Genomic DNA, 21,628 nt, shown 5'->3' with positions numbered 1-21,628 from the left:
CATATAATACTTTTTTCTTCCAAAAGATTCATTTCTCTCTTACATATGTGTTAGCGCTTCCAAAGCACTTCAACACCTAATAAAACTGCATTCTACTTTTATATAAAAAGATTTTTGAATATTTTCTCAACTCACACTTGTCAAACATTGTCATTTTATATTAAAATAACAACATACAAAATATTTAGTCTTTTCAGAAAAGATGGAGGGATAGCCATGAAGAATCCACTTCTTCGTATTGAAAACTTGCAAACTTCCTTTCGTATACAAGATCAGTATCATGCAGCAGTTGATAATGTATCCTTAACTGTTCATGAAAATGAAATTGTTGCTATCGTTGGTGAGTCAGGATGCGGAAAAAGTGCACTTGCCCTTTCTATTATGCGACTGCATAATGAGGCAAATACAAAATTACAAGGGCAGATTCACTATAGAGATAAGGACTTACTAAGCATGTCAACCGCCGAAATAAATAAAGTACGCGGTTCAAATATCGGTATGATTTTCCAAGAACCCCTTACAGCACTCGATCCTCTTATGACAGTTGGAAAACAAATCGAAGAAAACTTAGACTACCATACAAGTCTTTCAAAAGTAGAAAAAAAAGAACGCACCTTAGAACTACTCCATCAAGTTGGTATTCCAAAACCAGAACTTACATATAAACAATACCCACACGAATTATCTGGCGGAATGAGACAAAGAATTGTTATCGCAATTGCAATTGCTTGTAAGCCCGGACTCATTATTGCAGATGAGCCTACAACCGCTCTAGATGTAACAATTCAAGCGCAAATTTTAGATTTATTACGTTCCATTCAAGAACAAACGAAAATGGGCATCATCTTAATTACACACGATTTAAGCGTCGTTGCCGAAACCGCTGATCGTATTGTCGTTATGTATGCAGGACAAGTTGTAGAAACAGGAACAGTCGAAGAGATCTTTAATAACCCTCTTCATCCATATACTCGTTCCTTATTAAATTCAATCCCGTCTACATCTGCTGAAAAAGAAAAATTACATGTTATTCAAGGCGTTGTACCGACATTAGCTAAGTTACCTCGCACAGGTTGTCGATTCCAAGCACGGATTCCATGGATTAGACCTGATCAACATGAAGAAAATCCCGTTTTACATGAAGTAAATCCAGACCATTGGGTACGTTGCACTTGCTACAAACATTTCAACTTCCAACATAAGAAAGGAGATGACGTAACTCATGGCACTGCTTAAAGTAGAAGATTTAAAAGTACACTTTCCAATTAAAGGTGGTGTTTTCGGTCGTACATTAGATTACGTTCGCGCTGTTGATGGCGTAAGCTTCGAACTACAACCTGGCGAAACGTACGGAATCGTTGGGGAATCTGGGAGTGGCAAATCAACAACTGGAAAAGCAATTATGCACTTAACAAAAGCAACTGGCGGTAGCATTCATTTTAATAATAAAGATTTAACAAAATTAAGTCGCTCAGAACTAAGAGAACAAAGAAAAGATATTCAGATGATTTTTCAAGATCCTTATTCATCCTTAAACCCGAAGAAACGTGTTATGGATATTATCGCTGAACCACTTCGGAATTTTGAGAAACTCTCACCTGATGAAGAGCGTAGAGCTGTTCAAGATTACCTTGATAAAGTTGGCTTAAATCCGGAGTCTATTTATAAATATCCACATGAATTTTCCGGTGGACAAAGACAGCGGATTGGTATTGCACGCGCACTTACACTAAAACCGAAGCTTATTATCGCAGATGAACCTGTATCTGCACTTGACGTGTCGGTACAAGCTCAAGTTTTAAACTTCTTACAAGATTTACAATCTGAACTCGGACTAACATACTTATTTATTAGTCATGATTTAGGCGTAATTCGCCATATGTGTGACCGTATCGGTGTTATGTATCGCGGGCGCATTGTGGAAGAAGCAACTAGTGCTGAAATTTATAATAATCCACAGCACATCTATACGAAGCGTCTAATATCAGCTATTCCTGATATTCGTCCAGAAAACCGCGAGCAACAACGTAAATTGCGTCGTGAAGTAAGCGCTGAGTACGAAAAATCATATGAAAATTATTTCAATGAAAATGGACGTGCTTACGATTTAAAACCAATCTCGCCAACTCACCGGGTGGCATTACCATAAGGGAGTGATAAAACATGTGGAAATTTATATTACGCCGGATTTTAGTTATGATACCACAATTATTCATATTAAGCGTACTCGTCTTTACACTTGCTAAAGCAATGCCAGGTGATGCATTAAGTGGCGCTGAACTAGCAAACCCAAAAGCCGATCCAAAAGTAATTGAAGAACAACGTGAGAAACTTGGGTTAAATGATCCTATTCCCACACAATATGTAAGGTGGATTTCAAATGCCGTACAAGGAGATTTCGGTATTTCTTACGCACATAAAATACAAGTAACAGATATTATTGGGGAACGCCTTGGTAATACAGTGCTGTTAGCTCTTCTAATTCTTATTCTTACTTATTTAATCGCCATTCCACTTGGCGTTATAAGTGGACGTTGGAATGATACGTGGGCTGATCGACTCATTACACTCTATAACTTTTTAGGATTTGGTACACCCCTATTTATTTTTGGATTAGTAATGTTATTCTTATTCGGCTTTTTATACCCAATCTTCCCTACAAGTGGTAGCGTTGATCCACAAGTGGCGGCCGGATCATTTGATTATTATTTAAGTAAATTAAATCATATGATTTTACCAGCTTTATCTGGGGCATTAATTGGCACAGTAGGAACCGTACAATATTTACGAAGTGAAATTATCGATACGAAACATAAAGATTTTGTACGCACGGTAAAAGCAAAAGGTGTACCAGAATCTAAAGTATATTCCAGACATATTTTACGAAATTCATTTTTACCAATCGCAGCATTTTTAGGATATGAAATTACAGGTTTAGTCGGGGGCTCTATTATTCTAGAAAATATTTTCGGCTATCCAGGAATTGGACAACTCTTTTTCCAATCTATCACTCAACGTGATTTCAGTGTCGTAACTGCTCTTGTATTATTTACTGGATTCGCAACGCTACTCGGGACTCTTCTTTCCGATATTATTCTAAGCATCGTTGATCCACGTATTCGTATTGATTAATGGAGGTGAAGAAACGTTATGTTAGCAAATCCTGAAAAACAAACTGAAGTCATTCATTACGAAAAGAGCCCTTCTGGTTTCTCCATTATGTGGCGAGAATTTCGTAAAGATAAACTAGCAATGTTTTCTCTATTCTTTTTAGCTTTAATATTAATAGCCGTTTACACAACTTCATTTATTATGAAGCAAGAAGATATCGTCCGAGTCGATCTGTTCGCCATTTATGATCCTCCTACCGCTGAACATTGGTTAGGAACTGATTATGGAGGTCGCGATATTTTCGGACAACTAATTATTGGTACACGTAACTCCTTTACAGTTGGTTTAGCTATCACTCTTTTATCAACCCTTATCGGTCTTACGATGGGACTAATTGCTGGCTATTTTGGAGGAGTTGTCGATAACATCATCATGCGTTTTATCGACTTTATGATGATTTTACCATTCTTAATGATTGTTATCGTATTTATTTCACTTGTTCCAACTTTCAATATTACTACATTTATTCTCATAATGACGGCTTTCTTATGGGTCGGAAAAGCAAGGCTTATACGCTCTAAAGTATTAACTGAGAAAGAACTTGATTACGTATCTGCATCCAAAACGTTAGGAACACCAAATTGGAAGATTATCTTCCAGCAAATATTACCTAATTTAAGTTCTATTATTATCGTAAATATTACATTAAATCTTGCTGGTAACATCGGGATTGAATCTAGTTTGACTTACTTAGGATTTGGTCTACCAGAAAGTACACCGAGTCTTGGTACACTTGTAAGTTACGCAACAAACCCAGATGTATTGCAAGAAAAATGGTGGATTTGGTTACCCGCATCAATCATGATTTTAGTGTTGATGCTGTGTATAAATTTTATTGGTCAAGCGTTAAAGCGTGCGGCTGATGCGAGACAAAGAAAAGGATAAGGGGTGGAGAAGTTATGAACAAACCGAAACTGTACAAAGTATTAAGTACACTTGCTGCTTCAACATTATTACTATCTGCATGTGGTGGTGCTGATAGCGGTAGTAAAAAGGCAAACACAAAAAAAGTAGAAACAAATAAATTTAGTGCTGCTGTAAAAAATGACGGTAAAGAAATTAAAGACGGATCATTAACTTATGGACTCGTTTCAAATTCACCTTTCGCTGGTGTTTTAAGTAGAGTATTGTATGAAGTTGCTCCAGATTCAGAGATTATGGATTTCTTTGATGAACAATTATTAGCTACAGATAAAAACTGGGAAATTACAAATGACGGTGCTGCAACTTATACAATCTCTGAAGATAAAAAAACAATTACAATTAAGATTAAAGATAATGTAAAATGGCACGATGGTAACCCTGTAACAGCTGAGGATTTAGAATATTCTTACTTAATTATTGGTAATAGTAAATATACAGGTATCCGTTACGATACACAAATGCAAATGATTGAAGGTATGGAAGAATATCACACTGGAAAAGCTGACAAAATTTCTGGTATTAAAGTAGTCGATCCAAAAACAATTTCCATTACTTATAAAGAAGTAAACCCTTCACTAAAAACTGGTATTTGGACATATCCTACACCTAAAAAATATTTAGGGGATGTACCAATTGAAAAACTAGCTGAATCAGATAAAATCCGTCAAAATCCAATTGGATTCGGTCCATTTAAAGTGAAGAAAATCGTTCCTGGTGAATCAGTTGAGTATGAGCGTTTTGATGATTACTGGGGCGGCAAACCTAAGCTGAAAAATGTAACATTAAAAGTTGTAAATCCATCTATTGTTAGTGCATCTCTGAAAAAAGGTGATATTGATATTGCAGCAATTACTGCTGATCAATATCCGAACGTAAGTAAATTAAAAAACACACAACTAATTGGTAAAACTGACCTTGCTTACACTTATATCGGATTTAAGTTCGGACATATGGACAAAGCAAAGAATGAAGCTGTAATGGATAACGATAAGTTCAAAGACGTTCGTTTACGTCAAGCGATGGCACATGCAATTGATAGAGAAAAATTAGGAGAGAAAGTATATCACGGACTTCGCGTTCCAGCTAACTCTCCAATTCCACCATCTATGCCAAAGTACCATAATAATGATGTTGGTGCGTATAATTTCGATGTAAATAAAGCGAAAAAACTATTAGATGAAGCTGGGTATAAAGATAAAAATGGTGATGGATTCCGTGAAGATCCAAAAGGTAATGAATTGAAGATTAACTTCTTAACTAGTAGTGGTAGTGAAACAAGTGAACCGCTGGCTAAATTCTACATTCAATCTTGGAAAGATATCGGCTTAAAAGTAGAACTTGTTGATGGACGCTTACACGAATTTAATGCTATGCGTGACATGATTAAAAAAGATGATCCGAAGGTTGATATTTTTGCCGGTGCTTGGAACACTGGCTCTGACCCTGACCTTTCTGGCCTATGGGGAAAAAATGCCGGATTCAACTACCAGCGCTGGGTAAATGATGAAAATACGAAGTTATTAGACGCAGGATTATCAGAAAAAGCTACTGATGAAAAATATCGTAAAGAAGTATACGATAAATGGCAAAAATTAATTCATGACGAAGCACCGATGATTCCAATTCATTACACATTTGATTTAACAGGTGTTAATAAGCGCGTAAAAAATTATGATGTCAACACTGAAGTGAATCAAATAACTTCACATTGGAAAGACGTTACTGTAACAAGTGAGAAGCCAGAAGTAGAAAAATAATCATAAAAATAGCTCTTAGCATCTACATACATGCTAAGAGCTATTTTTTATTTTCATTGCTGTTCCTACTAATGATAACAACCAATTCCTTCCCTACTCTAATATTAAAAAATTTGATGAAACACCTTTATTAAAACAGCTAACGTAACAGATGCAGCAAATCCCCCTAGACAAATTAAGCTTACCCCTTGACTATATGACAAATTTTGAAATGATTTCATTGCTTCCATCCTCCCTATCTCCCCTGTGATACTTTTATTTTACCAATGGGAAAAATTTCATAACATCGATTTCTCTAACAACTAACTTACAAATTTGTAAGTTAACATCTTTTCAACTTATATATCTATTATTTCCACAAATAAGAGTCATTTATACATAAAAAAGACCTCAGTTATCCTAAGGTCTTCGTTACATTCTATTTCATTTTATAATCATCACCGGACATTTCACTCGTTTTGCTATTTTATGACTTACACTACCAAGCACCATCTCTTGCAATGTATTTAGCCCTCTGCTTCCAGCAATAACAAGATCTATATCTCCTGTATTTACATATTGAACAATTGTATCTCCAGGATCACCATGTAATATCGTAATTTTATAAGAAATGTTCTCTTTCTTTAATAAAACTTCAATCTCTTTTAATTTATCTTTTCGACTAGCCGATATTGTTTCTAAATCTGTTTGACCTTGTATAATATCTGATTTTGCCGTTCTATTATCTACTACGTACACAACTTCAACATTTGTTTCTTTGCTATATTTCGCAATATATGTTGCATGTTCCGCTGCTCGAAGTGCATGTTCAGAACCGTCACATGCTAATATAATTTGTTTGTACATATGCTGAATCCCCTTTTCGTTATCCTACTCGTATTATATAATAAAGCCCCCTAAAAAGGAGGCTTTTAACTAGCAATTCTTTTATTATAAGTAGCTAAATTTGCAACAAGTTTTGAGCTACGTTCATTTAATCCTGTTATACTTACTTTCACACCACTTTGTTCATACTTCATGATAACTTTATCAATTGATGCCACTGCTGAATCATCCCATACGTGCGCATGAGTAAAATTCATTTCAATTTCTTTTACATCTTCATTAAATGAAAAATTATTTATGAAATCGGCTGTAGATGCAAAGAAAAGTTGACCGTGAATTTCGTATATTTTCTTATTTTCAATATATAAATGTTTCACGTGAATCTTTGCCATATTGAATGCAAATAACACCGCACTAATTACTGTTCCGATAATTACACCTAATGCTAAATTATGTGTAATTAAGACAATCACAACTGTTACAATCATAACAAATGCGTTTCCTTTTGGTACTTTATGAATCGTTGTTACAGAGTTCCAATCAAACGTTCCGATTGAAACCATAATCATAACCGCAACTAAAGCTGCCATCGGAATATGAACGACATAATCTCCTAAAACGAATAGTAATACGATTAAAAATCCGCCCGCTACAAATGTTGATAGGCGACCTCGTCCACCTGATTTAATATTAATAACAGATTGACCGATCATTGCACATCCTGCCATTCCTCCGAAAAATCCAGCAACGATGTTTGCGATCCCTTGTCCGCGTGCCTCTTTATGCTTATTACTTTCTGTATGCGTCATATCATCTAAAACTGAAGCTGTTAATAAAGACTCTAGTAAACCAATGATTGCAAGCATAACTGCATAAGGTAAAATAATCCCTAATGTTTCTAATGTAAATGGCACATCAGGAATACTAAAGAACGGTAATTCTTTCGGTAGGCTTCCCATATCCCCTACTGTTTTCAACTGTAATCCGCTCATAAGTGCAATACTCGTCACAATAATAATTGAAATAAGCGTAGAAGGTACAGCCGTTGTAATACGTGGAAATAAATATATAATTGCAAGTCCTAATACAACGAGTGCATACATTTGCCAAGTTGCATTTTTAAAATGCGGTAATTGCGCTGTAAAAACTAAAATTCCAAGTGAATTTAAAAAACCACTCATAACAGATTTCGGAACAAACTTCATAAATGAGCTCAGTTTGAACACGCCAAAAATAATTTGGACGATACCTGTTAATATTGTTGTAGCAAATAAATATTGCAAACCATGATCTTTAACAAGCGTTACCATTAATAATGCCATTGCACCTGTTGCAGCTGAAATCATTCCAGTTCTTCCGCCAACAAATGAAATAGTAACCGCAATACAAAAGGCTGCGTATAGTCCAACTGTCGGATCCACGCCTGCAATAACAGAGAAGGCTATCGCTTCAGGGATTAATGCTAAAGCAACGACAATTCCTGATAACACGTCCCCTCTCACATTAGAAAACCAGTCATTTTTTATCGTTTGAAACAAAATACCACTCCTCTACTCCTTTATAATTTGATTTTCTCCATAAGAAAATCTAGCCGACTGCACGAAAGCTATTATATAACGAGTAGAAGATTTTTTGCTATGTAAAAGTTTCCTAAAAAAGATGTTACCTTCGTAGCTTCTTTTCCTAGAATATCAGGAAGACTTTAAATATACTATCACCTATTGTTGATTTAACGTACAACGATTTCGGATTCTACCGTATGTCAAATGAAGAGAACTTTGTTTGGATGGATGAAAAATGCACATGTAATTCAGCTCATTTAATTGAGTAGTCCAAGGATCAAGATATTAGCTACTCAAGGAATTCATTTACATTTCTATGGATATTTCCACTTCATATATGAGGTTTAGTTTGGAGGGTTTAGGATTAGAGGAGTTTATGCTAATTTAATGAAATTAGTAAAAGCACTCTTTCGAGTGCTCATTTTATGCAGATACAGTTGCTTTATCCTTACGGAATATGCCCATTAATCCACCGATTAATAATAATACGCCTGGTAATAAGTAAATTATAGAAATACAAATAAATCCACCGATAGCAGCCACAGTCATCATAATACCGCCAACCTTCGCTTTACTTCTTACCATAACAGATCCAACAATTCCTAAGATTGATAGAGCCACAGCCCCCCAACCTAAGCCAATAACAGTATTTGCTCCATCAGCTTCAAAAGCAGCTCCCATACCGCCGATTAATAAAGCAACAAATGCACAAATAATACCAAAAATACCTCCAATAAGACCTAATACAAATTCAGCTGTTCTTTTCATCTTAATCTCTCCTTATTTAGCAACTTCAAATTCAAATTTCACTGATTTCTCGTCAAATGTAAATGTAGGTTTAAATGTACCAACAAACTTATCGCCTTCTGGTACATCAAATAACATTTTGTTTGTAATTTGGTTACCTGGCGCAATATTTTCGTTTATAAACGTATTTTCCCCACCAAAGTACTCTTTGAATTGGTTGCCGTTAGTATCAGCAATTTTTAATTCAGAAGTTCCAAAATATATATCTTTTTTGCCATTATTTTTAGCATTAAAAGCGATTTCTAGTACTTTCCCTTTTTCAGCTTTTACGTATTCGTTAGGCTCAACGAATTTAGCTGAACTGAAAGTAAGTTGTAGGCCATTAACTTCTACCGTATCTCCAATTTTATAAATCTTGCTTTCAGCTTTTTCCTTTTTATCTTTCTTTTCAGCCTGTTTAGGAGCATCGTTTTTACTCACTTCTTTAACTTCAGTTTCACCACAAGCAGCTAAACTAAAAGCAAGTGCACCTGTTAAAGCAATAGTACCCAATTTTTTATACATTTCTTTTCCTCCGATTATGTAAAATGTAAGATTTCCGAAACTATCATAACAGAAACAGTTACAACTTTTTTGTCATATTTTGTCGAGGAAAATAAAAAAAGACGCTATCAGTAGCGTCTTTTCTCATTTCATTAATGTCCACCGTGTCCTTGACCACTTTCCTGAACAATTTCTAACCTCTCATCTAGTATTCCTTGTGTTTCAAATGAAATATCACTCGTACTTCCTAATAAGAAGCCATGATTATATGGTCCAAGTGTTGGATCATCTTTAAACTTCGGCTGAATAGTAGCAAGGAAGTCATACACTGGTTGTGAAGCTTTCCCTTCTTCTAACAAGACAACAGGTGCGTGTTTACCCATATGTGAAAAAGATGCCCCAGCAACTGCTAAATCTGGTGTTTTGCTTGAAACAAATGATAAACCGTGACCAGGTTTTGTGAATCCCCAGCCAAATTTTGTTTTTTCATCTTTAAACTTCGCAAATGCGATAGAATTTTCTGTTGGATTCTCACCGCAAATACGCGTTACTTTCCCGTATTTGCTTAACTCTTTTTCTACTTCTTTTGAAACAATTTTTTCTGGTCCTAGTAAATATATATTTGCTTTATCTTTTCTCATCTTTAATGCCTCTATTGTCGCTTCTGGCACTTTATTCTTTTCTGTATAGAGTAGTGGTTCCGGCATATGAGAAATCCAGTTTACAGCGGGGGTTGTATATAAACGTCCTTCTTCTTCAGACGAACCGATAATAACACTATTTGGGTAGCTTCCTGTTATATCGGCATACTCCTTATCAACATCTTTCGCAAATATAGCTGGGTTCGTTTCTTTTATTTGTTTTACTTTATAACCTTTTAATTGTTCAAGCGCGCTAGTACCTACATCCCCCATCACCATAATTTGTGTTCCATCTCTCGTTCCGATTGGATTTAATCGTTTTATTTCTTTTAACGTCATTTCTGGTATCTTTTCTTTTTCTATAAATAAAATCGGTCCGTTATTCGGATGATGAATAAGGTCTGCACTCGCAATACCTAATTGCCACTCGCTCACTGGTACTAAAATAACAGCACCTGGCTGGTTCTCTTTATGGGTTGCTGGCCATATCGTTTGCGAAGTTAACACTGCCATTTTTAGGGGGTCATTTGTATTTAACCTCGTTACATTTTTTAGACTTGTCGTTAATAAATCATTCGATGCCCCTTGGTTCATTTCTTTTGGCGCGGTTACTTCCTGATTCATTTTCATTTCCTTTTGCTCTGTTTTCTTCTCTTTTGTAGATTCATGATTTTTATGGTCTGTATTCGTTTGCCCACATGCAGCAAGACCAACTGCTGTAATTATTGTTATCCCAAAAATTCGGGTCATTTTTTTCACTATACCGCCTCCGTATTAATCATTTTTGAGCCAATATGATTACCCAAAATGTCATTTCAACTCCACAATAACAAGCAATTCTGAAGAAATTATGCAGACACATCATAATCTGCACCATTTCTTCATGATTTTGCATTACACTTTAAGTAACGATTATAAATATGGAGGGCTCTCTATGATTGATATACTGCTCGTAGACGATGAACCGAGAATGCTTGAATTATTAACGCTTTATCTTACTCCAATTGGATATAACTGCGTATGTGCGACTTCCGGAGAAGAAGCTATTTTACATATAGAAAATCGAAACTTTAAATTTGTTTTACTCGATATTATGATGCCAAAGATGGACGGATGGGAAACGTGCAAAAGAATCCGTTCATTTAGTAACGTTCCTATTATTATGGTTACCGCTCGTGATCAAACAGTAGATGTCATCCAAGGATTAAAACTCGGAGCGGATGATTACGTAACGAAACCTTTCCATGAAGAAGAACTTTTCGCAAGAATTGAAGCCGTTTTAAGACGTACAAATGAACATAAACAAATCCAATATCACGGTATTGTATGGGATGAAACAAAACACTTCGCTTCTGTACATAATGAAGAACTTCTTCTCACACCGATCGAATTCTCTTTACTCGGGTTATTTTTACGCCATGTGAATTATGTATTAAGCCGTGATCAGCTCATTGAACGAATTTGGGGATTAAACACAAATACAGAAGATCGCACAATCGATTCACATATTCGTAATTTGCGTGATAAATTGCGAAAAGCAAATTTCCCTATTGATCATCATTTAAAAACTGTGTATGGGGTAGGTTATAGGTGGGTTGATACCGAATATTTAGGAGCGAAACAATGAAGCGAATTTCTATTCAATTCGGATTTTATTTTTTAATTGTTACAATTTTAATTGAAAGTGTTCTCTTTATTTTGCTTTATTATAGCCTCGTAAACACTAGAGTAAATGAAGAAATGACGGCTTTATTGAAGCGAGGAAATAGTCACCGGGATGTACTTGAAAAATATTATGATGAACAAACCATCTCTCACGTAGCATTAATGGAATCTGAAGCTGAAACAACTGTCGCTATTACAAATACAAATAAAAAAATACTAGCTAAATCTAACGAAATAAACACGACTATAAACGATCATATTAGTAAAATGCAAACTCGAACAGACCATAATGGAGCGATTATAGAAAATCATTGGAAAACATCTAATTATATATGTACAGTTAGCCCCATTGTGGTAGATGGAAAACATAAAGGCTATGTGTACATGTTTCTTGGAACAGAATCAATTGAAAAGTTGGTTAATGGATTAACGAAACAATTCATTATTGCTGGTATCATCACGTTTCTACTCACAGTCATCACAATTTTCCTATTATCACGTTTATTAACAAAACCATTGTTACACATGAAACATGCCACTGAAAAAATGAGTAAAGGCGATTTGTCCGTTTCGTTAACGACTACTCGAAATGATGAAATTGGTGAACTAGCATCATCTATTCAAACGCTCGCAAATGATTTACATTATATGAAAACAGAGCGAAGTGAATTTCTAGCAAGTGTTGCTCACGAATTACGAACACCTTTAACATACGTACGAGGCTATGCTGACATTGCTTTAAAAGAAAGCACCTCTCCTGAGCAACGTTTGCGATATTTATCAATTATAAAAGATGAGTCTGATTACATTACAAACTTAGTTCAAGATTTATTTTCACTTGCACAAATGGAGCAACATAACTTTTCTATTCAAGTAAAGGAAGTGCATTTACACACCTTCCTTACTCGCATAGCTGAAAAAGTAAACGCCATGTATAAAGAAAGATACATTAAAGTTTCTTTCTCTTGTTCTCCTACACTGCTAGTAAACTTAGATGAACAGCGATTTGAACAAGTTATAGTAAACATTTTAAATAACGCTTATAGACATTCAAAAGAACATTCTCATATAAACATTTCTATTACAGAAGAACATAAACGTATCTCCATTACAATTGAAGATGAAGGCGAAGGCATTCCTCCTGAAGACCTCCCTCACATTTTCGACCGCTTTTATCGTGTTGATAAAGCTAGATCACGAGCTACAGGTGGAACTGGTTTAGGACTATCTATCGTGAAGGAAATTGTAGAGCTACACGGCGGGAATATTACAGTAACGAGTGAAGTCAATCACGGGTCTTGCTTTATAATTTCATTACCATCTATAAAGAAACACGACTATCATCAGTAGTCGTGTTTCTTTATCATTTTACTTTATAATATAAATTTACAAATTGCCCAAAACGTTTCGTATCCGTTAAAGTTAAATTAATTTCTGGATTCTTTTCTTTAAATAATGGGACACCTGAGCCTAATATATGCGGTGTAATCGTAACAATATATTCATCAATTAGATTATTTTTAAAGAATTCTCTCAGTAGCTCTCCTCCACCAACCATCCATATTTTAGATCCATCTTGTGCTTTTAACCTTTTTGTAAACTCCACTACATCTTCATTTACAAACTCTACATGTCCGTTCGTGCCTTTTTCTGAATTAGAAAACACATAACATTTTTTATCTAAATACGGGAATGTCTCTGTATGCTCTACTACATAATCATACGTTCTCTTTCCCATTATTATTGTATCAATTGTTTCATACATTTCTGTATAACCGTTATCTCCCTCTCCTTCGGTTTCCATTAACCACTGTAAATCATCATCTTCTTTCGCAATATATCCATCCAAGCTAGCGGCTATAAATAAAACTATTTCACGTGACATATTTTTTCCTCCTTACATCTCATCTTGATAACATTATGCTGTAAACAATATACTAACAATAAAACACGACAATTTATGTCATGTTTAAAAAGAAAAAAGGTGATACATTTGTCAAAAGCTAAACGCTTATTAGATATTCTTATATTTGCTTCTGCAAAAAAAGCATTTACAGCTCAAGAAATAGCCGATGAATTTAATATTTCCGTTCGTACTGTCCATAGATATATTTTAGATTTAAGTGATATGGGATTACCCATTTACGCTGAACAAGGTCGCAACGGAGGATATAAAGTATTAACGAATAGAGTAATTCCGCCTATTTTATTTACCGAAGAAGAAGCAGTCTCCATCTTTTTTGCCTTTCAATCTTTAAGCTACTACAGAGACTTACCTTTTAACACAGAAATAAATTCCGTTACACATAAACTATATAGCTCCCTACAACATGATGCGAAAGCGAAAGTTGATAAAATACGTTCTTATATCGCCTTTTGGAATCCGAAGAGAACAATTGATACACCACTTTTAAACGAAGTGTTAACAGCGGCGATTGAAAATAAAAATTTACACTTTCAATACGAATCTAAATCCGGGGTAAAAACAAAACATGTTCATCCTATCGGTGTATATGCTCATGACGGGCTATGGTACTTACCGTCCTATGACTATGATAGGAAAAAAGTATTACTGTATCGTATCGATCGTATTCTTTCTATATTATCAACGGAAGAAAATGAGGATACATTCATGAATTTAGAAGAGTGGTTTGCCTCTAACTCTAACGTAGTACACAGTCCTACTCAGTTACATGTTTTACTGACAACAGAAGGCGTACGCCAATGTAAAAGCGTTCCTTATCTTGAGGAATTCGTTATAGTAAACGAGGATGGGACAGGATATATAAATTCAACAATTGATAAAGGTGAGATTAACTTTATTACTCCTTTATTTTATAGACTTGGAAAAGATGCAAAAGTTTTAGAACCGAAAGAATTGATAGATGGTTTACGTATACGTGCGAAAGAAATTTTACATATGTATGAAGACGAAAAAAGCTGCTAAATATAAGCAGCTTTTTGTGTATTTGTTCCTATTGTTTTGACTGTTGACGAATATCAATCCACCAACGATATGACGCATTCATATTTTCAGTACTTCCATTCCCTCTGTAATGGAAAGCATCCAAAAAGATTGAATCTAGTTTATCTTCATCTACAAAGTAACCTAAGTTAACTTTTACCGTTTCTCCTGGTCGGATACTGCCAATATTGTAGAAGCTTTTCCCATCTCCGTGAGGCTCTAAATAATCAACTTCTCCCGTCATAATACGCGTTGCATCCATTCCCTCTTCTTTAGCGTATTTCCATGCATTCCCTTCAAATTTAAGCTGCTTTATGGATGGATGCATATAGATTTCTTCTGTCTCCTGTTTACCAATATTTCTCACTGTTGTTGTCAAGTAGACAAATTTAACATTAACTAATTGCGAATCTACTAATGTATCAATTGAATCTTTACCATTCCCTAATTTATATACATCCCGTCTGTACGATAGCAGTTTTCCCGTCTGATCTAAAGCCTTCTTCTTGCTTAATATCCCTAGGCCAAGTTCATTAAAGTTCTCTTTTTTAAAATCTTTAATCGAATCAAAAACTTCAACTTTTTCTATCACATATTCAATTTGGCTGTTATCCATAGATATCGTTACTGGAACCTTTTGCCCTATATGAAATAGTCGTTTGCTATCTTTTTTCAAAGGAATCACTTTAGATTTTTTAGGTTCATCCGCTTGGCTAAAATACTTTTTATCATAATTTGATATATGTGATGCCTTTTCTTTTGACGTGGGCTCAAGTGAAATATTCCCTAAGACATCTATCATTTGTTCTTCATTTATAACTGATCCAATAAAACTTTCTAACATAATCCCTTCTTTCTCAAAAAAGAGAAAGACCTTCCTATCAAACATTACATTGTTGTTTCCAGTTTCTTTATGAACAATTACTGCTTTCTTGCCACCTATCTCTTTTTCTTCGTAGCTTTTTGAATATAAAGTTTGAAAGTCCGCATTTTCCCCTACTCTCCAAAGACTAAATGAAAAGCCTCCATTTGCGTCGTTATCTTTAAATGAATATTTCATAGCAGAGTCATCAATTGCTTCCATATTTTCTGGTAATTTATCAATTTTCAGCTTATACCACTTATCAGCCTTTTTCGTGTCCTTATTTGTTACCGACACATTTACTTCATAATTTTGTTTTTGAACAATCATATTATAGACTTTTACTGCACCAAAAACGGTTGTCGGCATACCAATCAATAAGCAGGCAGCAGCGATTAACATACGATGTCTTTTACTCTTTTTCTGTGGTCGCTCGCCCTTCAGCTTCATTTCCTCCATAAACAGTTTCTTTTTGCGCGTATATGTATGTGAAAATTCATGTTGTTCTTCGGATTTATCAAAATCATCTAAAGCAATTTTTTCAGCAAGTTCATATATTTCTTTGGAGTTCTTTGAATTCGTCATGTTGTATACCTCCTATCATATTTTGGACTCGTTTTCGAGCGCGTTCAAACTGCTTGCGGACATTAGCCTCCGTAATCCCCATGACACTTGAAATTTCTTGATACGTTAAGTTATAGAAGACTTTGTACTTAAACACCTGTCTATTAGATTCGTTTAACTCTTTTAGCAATGCATCAATTTGAACCTCAGACATTTTACGTTTTTCCCACTCTTCAATATTTTCATCTACTGCTTCTACAGATTCTCTTTCATATTCTTCTAAAAATGTTTCATGTCGTTTGTTTTTCCGGTAACTATCAATCGCCTTGTTTTTCGCAACCCTCAAAATGTAGCATTTAAGCTCTTGCGTGTTCAAGATATGGAGCTTTTCCAAGTTCTTATAAAGAGTAATAAACGTCTCTTGAACTGCATCTTCTGCCTGCTGAATATTATTTAAAATAGAATAAGCTACATAATAAATTTTTTGTTCATACAACTCGTATAGCTCTTCCATCTTTTCGTAATCATTGTTTGTACCTTTCATATAATTCCTCCTCTCATTCTATATAACGAATGAGCAATATACTTTGTGACACTGAAAAATCTTTTTATAGATAAAATTTAATAATAGAATAAACAAAAGCTCAATTTCTCTATTTTAACTGAGAAATTGAGCTTTTGTTTATTAGAATTTTCCTGCCTATTCCATTAAGAACATCACACTTACACCTTTTCAGTAAGCAGTATTTGTTCTATCGCTTCTTTTAACAAATTCTTTGTCTCTTCAAAGTTATAACTCTTCTTTTCTCCCGGTTGTACCGTATAAAACTCAGCAAATGAGCGCTCTTTATATCTCGGGACAACATGCATATGATAGTGCGTGAGTTCGTTAAATATTCCACCATTCTGACAAATTGTAATTCCGTCCGGTTCATATACTGACTTAATCGCTTTTGTAATAATCTTAGAAGCATCCATAATTGATTTTGCTACAACATCATCTAATTCGTCTACTTCTAACACATGCTGCTTCGGCACAATTAAAGTATGCCCCGGATAGAAAGGTGCATGATCTAAAAAGCACGTTACATAGTCATCTTCATATACTTTATATATTTTTTCCTCTTCGTTTGCTAATTTACAACCCAAACAGTCCATTACACTTTCCCCTCTTTCTAAAACATAAAAACGTGAGAATACGGATCTCACGTTTTTATGTTTCACTTTATTAGTTCAATTGTTTCCGTAACTTTTATACTATCTTTTACCGATTGAACAATCGTACAATTTTTCACTGCAAGTTGCAGCGCCTTGTCCAACTGCTCTTCTGTAATGTTTTGTGCTTTAATTTTATAGTGCAAATGAACACTTTCAACTGGTTTTGATAAAGCTTCACTTCTACCAATTTCAGTTTCCATCGTAAACGTATCGTATGTAATACGTTTCTTTTCTAAAATTGTTCGAAAGACAATTGCACTACATCCTGCGATAGAAGAAATGAGTAATTGTAACGGTGAATATCCATTTTCTTTTCCAATCGCTAATTGACCATACGATAAATCTGCTTCTATATCATCGTGTTTGATTGTTAGTTTCATTTGTTTTGTCCATCTCCACTTTCATCGGTTTCTGCCGTTTCTTACTAATATAATAATAATATATATAGCAGAAAATGATAAATGGAATACCGCAGTATAATGCCATTCTTTGTTCAGGAATAAACGCTAAACTAATAACAACGATGCTATTTGTAATTAAAGCTAAAATTGGAACAATCGGGTATAGTGGTGTTCTATACTTTAAGTCCTCTAACTTTCCTCCGCCTTTTATATACTGACTTCTAAAGCGAAGTTGCGATAGAGCAATAATGATCCAACTTGAAACAGCCGATAAACCAGCTATCGATAATAAGTACATGTATACTGTATCTTCAGCAAGGAAACTTGTGAATAGGGATAATCCAGCTACCGCAATCGTTACAACTAACGCTGTAATTGGAATACCACGTTTATTTACTTTCTTGAAAGAAGTTGGTGCCATTCCTTCATTTGCAAGTGACCATAATATACGAGTTGCCGCATATAATCCTGAATTCGCTACAGATAGTAACGCTGTAATAATAACGAAGTTCATAATATCAGCTGCGTATGGAATACCGATTTTATCAAATACGACTACGAATGGACTTTCAATTACCCCTGCTTCTTTCCAAGAAATTAACCCTACTAAAATTGTCATTGTTAAAATGAAGAATAACATAATGCGCCATACTGTATTACGGATCGCACGTGGAATTGTTTTTTCTGGATTTTCACTTTCTCCCGCTGCAATTCCGATTAACTCTGTTCCTTGGAACGAGAAGTTAACTGTAATCATTGTAAGTAATACGGCAGCTAGTCCATTCGGGAAAAGTCCACCATCGCTTACAAAGTTAGAGAAAAGAGGTGCTGCTTCTTTTCCGTCATATGATATAAACCCTAATAATGCACCACCACCAAGAACAACAAACGCAAGAATTGTCACTACTTTAATACTAGAGAACCAAAATTCTAATTCAGCATAACTTTTCGCCGAAATTGCGTTTGAAGCATATAAAATAACGCCGAATACGAGACACCATACCCAAACATCAACATTTGGAAACCATCTTTTCATCATTAAACCGATTGACGTTAATTCTAGACCCACTGTTACTGCCCAGCCGAGCCAGTATAACCAGCCAATCATAAAGCCCGTTCCTGGTCCAATAAACTTCGTTGCATACTTTTGGAAAGATCCTGAAACCGGCATCGCTACCGTTAACTCTCCAAGACAAAGCATTGTTAAATACATAATAAATCCGCCTACTAAATATGAAAGGATGGCTCCCCCTGGTCCAGCCTGATTAATAGTGTAACCTGAACCTAAGAAAAAACCAGTTCCGATTACACCACCAAGTGCGATCATAAATAAATGTCTACTCTTCATCGTGCGATGTAATTTCTCATTCGTTGGTTGCTGCATCTAAATCCTCCCCCTACCATACCCCTATATCTTGTTAAAATTTTCTGATAATAAAAATATACACGAAAGCGATTACAATTTCTATATAAAATTAAAACTTTTCTGATAAAATAATGTAAAAAATCTAATTATCGCAAGATTTAGATTCTATTTAGAGGAAAATAAGGATAATCAAGGAAAAAACCCTCACATATATTGTAAGGGTTAACTGAGTTCTAATCTTCTGGATAAAATTGATAAACTATAATTTACGATAAAGTACATACAAGCTACTAATATAAATGTTGGAATCATGTAATTCACATTTTGCCCGCTAATAATTTGAGCATTATGCATAAGCTCAGGGAGTGATATAACAACCGCTAGCGACGTATCCTTCAGCAATGAAATAAATTGACTGACAAGCGGCGGAACCATTCTCCTTAATGCTTGTGGCAAAATAATATGCCAAAGCGCTTGAACATACGTTAATCCCGAAGATCTTGCGGCTTCAACCTGCCCTTTTTCAATAGACAATAGACCACTTCTAACAATTTCAGATATCATTGCTGCTTCAAATATTGTTAAAGCAACAATTGTTGCTGTTATAATTTCTAATTTCAAGCCTGCTTCTGGAAGTGCAAAATACGTGAAAAATATAATTAAAAGTAGTGGTAAATTTCGAATTACTTCAACGATAATTCCTAATACTTGTGAGACGACAGGTATTTTCATGTAGCGCAATATCCCTATTACACTACCAATAATAAAGCTAAGTACAATTGCTACAAGCGCTACCTCTAATGTTATAAGTAATCCTTTTAATAAAAATAGAATATGATCTCCTGTAATTGCTCCCTTGAAATCCATTTACACCGCCCCCTTTGCCAAGCGTTTTTCTAAATAACGCACTAGCATACTGAGCGGAATTGTTAATATTAAATAAAACATCCCGACAAATATATAAACATCAAACGTAACAAACGTCTTCGTTGAAATTAAATCGCCTTGATACATTAAATCAGCACCAGCAATAATTCCAAGTATTGAGGAGTTTTTAACTAAATTGAGAAATTGGTTTCCTAAAGGGGGAATTACAATTTTCACAGCTTGGGGTAAGACAACATAATACATCGCCTGCACATACGTTAGCCCTGAAGAGCGAGCTGCTTCCATTTGCCCTTTCGCAACTGATAAAATACCAGCACGAATTACTTCTGCAATAAAAGCTGCCGTATATACCGTAAGCGTAACTGTTCCTGCTACAAAACCATTTAAAGTAATTCCTATTACAGGTAAAGCAAAATAGAATATAAATGCAATTAATACGAGTGGAATATTTCTTACAAACTCCACAAAAGCAGATCCTATCCAATTTAAAATACGAATAGGTGCAATACGCATTACTGCCAAAATTACTCCTAAAATAAAACTGCCTATCAATGCAATTACACTAGACATAACTGTATATTTAAATCCTTCTAAATACATATCAATGTTATTCGTTAATATAGAAAAATCAGGCACATATTCTCCCCTCTTTCTTTACAAGAAGAGGATGAGTACTCTCATCCTCCCACTTTTACTATCTATTTTTCTGGTTTTTGTCCAATCCATTTCTCATATAATTTGTCATACTCCCCGCTTGCTTTCATGTCTTTAATTAAAGTATTAATCTCTTTCGTTAAATCATCTGCCCCTTTTTGCACTGCAATTCCGTACGGTTCATCTGTGAAAATTTTTCCTACTACTTCATAATTAGAATCTTGTTTTGCCATTCCGTAAAGGATCGCATTATCTGTCGTTAACACATCACCTTTACCTGCCTTTAACGCTGTAAATGCTTCACTATAATTTTCAAATTCTAATACAGTCGCTTCTGGTGACTTTTGACGAATGTTATTTGTAGATGTTGATCCTTTTACAGCTAATACTTTAACGCCTTGTTTTATATCATCGACACTCTTAATATTGCTTCCTTTTTTCACAAGTAACGATTGTCCTGCTTTAAAATATACATCTGAAAAATCCACTTCTTTTTTGCGTTCTTCCGTAATTGTCATTGTTGCAATAATTGCATCAATATCACCATTTTTCAGCATTGGAATACGTGTTTTAGACGTTACTTCTTTCAGCTCTAGCTTCTTTTCATCTCCAAGAATCTTTTTCGCAAGTGCCTTCGCGACATCAACATCGAATCCTTCTACCTGCCCTGTTGAAGGATTTTTTAATCCAAATAAATTCGTATCATTCTTCACCCCAACTACTAATTTCCCTCGTTTCTTAATTTGCTCAACAGCCCCGCCTTGCTTCGTATTTGTTTCCTTTGCCTCATCTTTCTTACTTCCGCATCCAGCAACAACAAGCACGAATAAACATGAAAATACGATTAAAGTAAATAATTTTTTCATTTTAAGCAT

The 21,628-nt window shown here is 34.9% G+C and carries 23 protein-coding genes; 8 read left to right on the top strand and 15 right to left on the bottom strand.

The annotated features are described in order from the left end of the window. The first annotated feature begins 216 nt into the window (after positions 1 to 216). Genes JFU02_RS22790 through opp4A form a run of 5 tightly spaced genes read left to right on the top strand, consistent with a single transcriptional unit; the run spans position 217 to position 5,852 of the window. Positions 217 to 1,236 carry an ABC transporter ATP-binding protein gene (locus tag JFU02_RS22790; RefSeq protein WP_061668126.1) on the top strand — a complete coding sequence of 340 codons (1,020 nt, stop codon included), beginning with the start codon at positions 217 to 219 and terminating at the stop codon, positions 1,234 to 1,236. After that, positions 1,223 to 2,149 carry an ABC transporter ATP-binding protein gene (locus tag JFU02_RS22785; protein WP_061668125.1) on the top strand — a complete coding sequence of 309 codons (927 nt, stop codon included), beginning with the start codon at positions 1,223 to 1,225 and terminating at the stop codon, positions 2,147 to 2,149. Before JFU02_RS22790 ends, JFU02_RS22785 begins: the two co-directional genes overlap by 14 nt. Before the next feature lie 14 nt (positions 2,150 to 2,163). After that, positions 2,164 to 3,132 carry an oligopeptide ABC transporter permease gene (gene opp4B, locus JFU02_RS22780; protein WP_000265441.1) on the top strand — a complete coding sequence of 323 codons (969 nt, stop codon included), beginning with the start codon at positions 2,164 to 2,166 and terminating at the stop codon, positions 3,130 to 3,132. Between the two features lie 18 nt (positions 3,133 to 3,150). Continuing rightward, a complete protein-coding gene (locus JFU02_RS22775; RefSeq protein WP_061668124.1) occupies positions 3,151 to 4,056 on the top strand; it encodes an ABC transporter permease in 906 nt (301 codons plus the stop codon). A 14-nt stretch (positions 4,057 to 4,070) separates the two neighbouring features. Further along, positions 4,071 to 5,852: an oligopeptide ABC transporter substrate-binding protein gene (opp4A, locus tag JFU02_RS22770; protein ID WP_061668123.1), complete on the top strand. Its 1,782-nt coding sequence runs from the start codon at positions 4,071 to 4,073 to the stop codon at positions 5,850 to 5,852. A 104-nt stretch (positions 5,853 to 5,956) separates the two neighbouring features. Here opp4A and JFU02_RS22765 read toward each other — a convergent pair whose 3' ends face one another. From JFU02_RS22765 to JFU02_RS22740, 6 genes are all read right to left on the bottom strand, one after another. Beyond that, positions 5,957 to 6,073: a DUF4027 family protein gene (locus tag JFU02_RS22765; protein ID WP_000834733.1), complete on the bottom strand. Its 117-nt coding sequence runs from the start codon at positions 6,071 to 6,073 to the stop codon at positions 5,957 to 5,959. Positions 6,074 to 6,275: 202 nt separating this feature from the next. Then, positions 6,276 to 6,698 (bottom strand): universal stress protein, encoded by a 423-nt coding sequence (locus JFU02_RS22760; protein WP_061668122.1) that lies wholly within the window; start codon positions 6,696 to 6,698, stop codon positions 6,276 to 6,278. 65 nt (positions 6,699 to 6,763) lie between these two features. After that, a complete protein-coding gene (locus JFU02_RS22755) occupies positions 6,764 to 8,215 on the bottom strand; it encodes a SulP family inorganic anion transporter (protein ID WP_061668121.1) in 1,452 nt (483 codons plus the stop codon). A gap of 447 nt (positions 8,216 to 8,662) precedes the next feature. Beyond that, entirely contained in the window at positions 8,663 to 9,007 is a 345-nt protein-coding gene (locus JFU02_RS22750) for a DUF4064 domain-containing protein (protein WP_000831286.1), read from the bottom strand. A gap of 12 nt (positions 9,008 to 9,019) precedes the next feature. Beyond that, the gene (locus tag JFU02_RS22745; protein ID WP_000277056.1) at positions 9,020 to 9,550 is read right to left on the bottom strand and encodes a DUF4352 domain-containing protein; all 531 of its coding nucleotides are present in this window, start codon (positions 9,548 to 9,550) and stop codon (positions 9,020 to 9,022) included. A gap of 131 nt (positions 9,551 to 9,681) precedes the next feature. Beyond that, complete coding sequence (locus JFU02_RS22740) at positions 9,682 to 10,929, bottom strand: cell wall-binding repeat-containing protein (RefSeq protein ID WP_201071675.1); 1,248 nt, start codon at positions 10,927 to 10,929, stop codon at positions 9,682 to 9,684. 175 nt (positions 10,930 to 11,104) lie between these two features. Here JFU02_RS22740 and JFU02_RS22735 point away from each other — a divergent pair, with 175 nt between their 5' ends. Both JFU02_RS22735 and JFU02_RS22730 read left to right on the top strand, forming a co-directional pair. Next, positions 11,105 to 11,797: a response regulator transcription factor gene (locus tag JFU02_RS22735; RefSeq protein WP_000565486.1), complete on the top strand. Its 693-nt coding sequence runs from the start codon at positions 11,105 to 11,107 to the stop codon at positions 11,795 to 11,797. Continuing rightward, positions 11,794 to 13,185: a sensor histidine kinase gene (locus JFU02_RS22730; protein WP_201071671.1), complete on the top strand. Its 1,392-nt coding sequence runs from the start codon at positions 11,794 to 11,796 to the stop codon at positions 13,183 to 13,185. The genes JFU02_RS22735 and JFU02_RS22730 overlap by 4 nt, the downstream gene beginning before the upstream one ends. 13 nt (positions 13,186 to 13,198) lie before the next feature. On the opposite strand, the gene JFU02_RS22725 is transcribed toward JFU02_RS22730, so the two are convergent. After that, a complete protein-coding gene (locus JFU02_RS22725) occupies positions 13,199 to 13,720 on the bottom strand; it encodes a dihydrofolate reductase family protein (protein ID WP_061668117.1) in 522 nt (173 codons plus the stop codon). 75 nt (positions 13,721 to 13,795) lie between these two features. On the opposite strand from JFU02_RS22725, the gene JFU02_RS22720 reads away from it, so the two are divergent. Beyond that, on the top strand, positions 13,796 to 14,782 hold the full coding sequence (locus tag JFU02_RS22720) for a helix-turn-helix transcriptional regulator (RefSeq protein WP_061668116.1): 987 nt from the start codon (positions 13,796 to 13,798) through the stop codon (positions 14,780 to 14,782). 28 nt (positions 14,783 to 14,810) lie between these two features. Here JFU02_RS22720 and JFU02_RS22715 read toward each other — a convergent pair whose 3' ends face one another. The 8 genes from JFU02_RS22715 to glnH form a co-directional block, all read right to left on the bottom strand. After that, entirely contained in the window at positions 14,811 to 16,247 is a 1,437-nt protein-coding gene (locus tag JFU02_RS22715; RefSeq protein WP_061668115.1) for a DUF4367 domain-containing protein, read from the bottom strand. Then, complete coding sequence (locus JFU02_RS22710; RefSeq protein ID WP_000679165.1) at positions 16,213 to 16,770, bottom strand: RNA polymerase sigma factor; 558 nt, start codon at positions 16,768 to 16,770, stop codon at positions 16,213 to 16,215. The genes JFU02_RS22715 and JFU02_RS22710 overlap by 35 nt, the downstream gene beginning before the upstream one ends. A gap of 179 nt (positions 16,771 to 16,949) precedes the next feature. Beyond that, positions 16,950 to 17,384, bottom strand: coding sequence for an HIT family protein (locus tag JFU02_RS22705; RefSeq protein WP_000340514.1), 435 nt, complete (start codon positions 17,382 to 17,384; stop codon positions 16,950 to 16,952). A gap of 62 nt (positions 17,385 to 17,446) precedes the next feature. After that, positions 17,447 to 17,824 (bottom strand): OsmC family protein, encoded by a 378-nt coding sequence (locus tag JFU02_RS22700; protein WP_201071669.1) that lies wholly within the window; start codon positions 17,822 to 17,824, stop codon positions 17,447 to 17,449. Continuing rightward, positions 17,799 to 19,229: an amino acid permease gene (locus JFU02_RS22695; protein ID WP_001187109.1), complete on the bottom strand. Its 1,431-nt coding sequence runs from the start codon at positions 19,227 to 19,229 to the stop codon at positions 17,799 to 17,801. The genes JFU02_RS22700 and JFU02_RS22695 overlap by 26 nt, the downstream gene beginning before the upstream one ends. A gap of 204 nt (positions 19,230 to 19,433) precedes the next feature. Beyond that, positions 19,434 to 20,078: an amino acid ABC transporter permease gene (locus JFU02_RS22690; protein WP_000345973.1), complete on the bottom strand. Its 645-nt coding sequence runs from the start codon at positions 20,076 to 20,078 to the stop codon at positions 19,434 to 19,436. Then, the gene (locus tag JFU02_RS22685) at positions 20,079 to 20,735 is read right to left on the bottom strand and encodes an amino acid ABC transporter permease (RefSeq protein ID WP_001112668.1); all 657 of its coding nucleotides are present in this window, start codon (positions 20,733 to 20,735) and stop codon (positions 20,079 to 20,081) included. A gap of 62 nt (positions 20,736 to 20,797) precedes the next feature. Then, positions 20,798 to 21,628, bottom strand: a complete 831-nt coding sequence (glnH, locus tag JFU02_RS22680) for a glutamine ABC transporter substrate-binding protein GlnH (protein WP_000916491.1) — start codon at positions 21,626 to 21,628, stop codon at positions 20,798 to 20,800.

The sequence above is a fragment of the Bacillus sp. TH13 genome (assembly GCF_016651175.1).
GTDB classification, from domain to species: Bacteria; Bacillota; Bacilli; order Bacillales; family Bacillaceae_G; genus Bacillus_A; species Bacillus_A thuringiensis_S.
This window is presented reverse-complemented; position numbering and strand designations above follow the sequence as displayed.

What these genes read in the sequence shown, in the direction of transcription:
- JFU02_RS22785 (WP_061668125.1), top strand. Translation starts at nt 1,223, where the DNA reads ATGGCACTGCTTAAAGTAGAAGATTTAAAAGTACACTTTCCAATTAAA.
- JFU02_RS22760 (WP_061668122.1), bottom strand. Translation starts at nt 6,698, where the DNA reads ATGTACAAACAAATTATATTAGCATGTGACGGTTCTGAACATGCACTT.
- JFU02_RS22745 (WP_000277056.1), bottom strand. Translation starts at nt 9,550, where the DNA reads ATGTATAAAAAATTGGGTACTATTGCTTTAACAGGTGCACTTGCTTTT.
- JFU02_RS22730 (WP_201071671.1), top strand. Translation starts at nt 11,794, where the DNA reads ATGAAGCGAATTTCTATTCAATTCGGATTTTATTTTTTAATTGTTACA.
- JFU02_RS22695 (WP_001187109.1), bottom strand. Translation starts at nt 19,229, where the DNA reads ATGCAGCAACCAACGAATGAGAAATTACATCGCACGATGAAGAGTAGA.
- JFU02_RS22725 (WP_061668117.1), bottom strand. Translation starts at nt 13,720, where the DNA reads ATGTCACGTGAAATAGTTTTATTTATAGCCGCTAGCTTGGATGGATAT.
- JFU02_RS22720 (WP_061668116.1), top strand. Translation starts at nt 13,796, where the DNA reads ATGTCATGTTTAAAAAGAAAAAAGGTGATACATTTGTCAAAAGCTAAA.
- JFU02_RS22690 (WP_000345973.1), bottom strand. Translation starts at nt 20,078, where the DNA reads ATGGATTTCAAGGGAGCAATTACAGGAGATCATATTCTATTTTTATTA.
- opp4A (WP_061668123.1), top strand. Translation starts at nt 4,071, where the DNA reads ATGAACAAACCGAAACTGTACAAAGTATTAAGTACACTTGCTGCTTCA.
- JFU02_RS22790 (WP_061668126.1), top strand. Translation starts at nt 217, where the DNA reads ATGAAGAATCCACTTCTTCGTATTGAAAACTTGCAAACTTCCTTTCGT.
- JFU02_RS22705 (WP_000340514.1), bottom strand. Translation starts at nt 17,384, where the DNA reads ATGGACTGTTTGGGTTGTAAATTAGCAAACGAAGAGGAAAAAATATAT.
- JFU02_RS22710 (WP_000679165.1), bottom strand. Translation starts at nt 16,770, where the DNA reads ATGAAAGGTACAAACAATGATTACGAAAAGATGGAAGAGCTATACGAG.
- JFU02_RS22775 (WP_061668124.1), top strand. Translation starts at nt 3,151, where the DNA reads ATGTTAGCAAATCCTGAAAAACAAACTGAAGTCATTCATTACGAAAAG.
- glnH (WP_000916491.1), bottom strand. Translation starts at nt 21,628, where the DNA reads ATGCTTAAAATGAAAAAATTATTTACTTTAATCGTATTTTCATGTTTA.
- JFU02_RS22735 (WP_000565486.1), top strand. Translation starts at nt 11,105, where the DNA reads ATGATTGATATACTGCTCGTAGACGATGAACCGAGAATGCTTGAATTA.
- JFU02_RS22715 (WP_061668115.1), bottom strand. Translation starts at nt 16,247, where the DNA reads ATGACGAATTCAAAGAACTCCAAAGAAATATATGAACTTGCTGAAAAA.
- JFU02_RS22750 (WP_000831286.1), bottom strand. Translation starts at nt 9,007, where the DNA reads ATGAAAAGAACAGCTGAATTTGTATTAGGTCTTATTGGAGGTATTTTT.
- opp4B (WP_000265441.1), top strand. Translation starts at nt 2,164, where the DNA reads ATGTGGAAATTTATATTACGCCGGATTTTAGTTATGATACCACAATTA.
- JFU02_RS22765 (WP_000834733.1), bottom strand. Translation starts at nt 6,073, where the DNA reads ATGAAATCATTTCAAAATTTGTCATATAGTCAAGGGGTAAGCTTAATT.
- JFU02_RS22700 (WP_201071669.1), bottom strand. Translation starts at nt 17,824, where the DNA reads ATGAAACTAACAATCAAACACGATGATATAGAAGCAGATTTATCGTAT.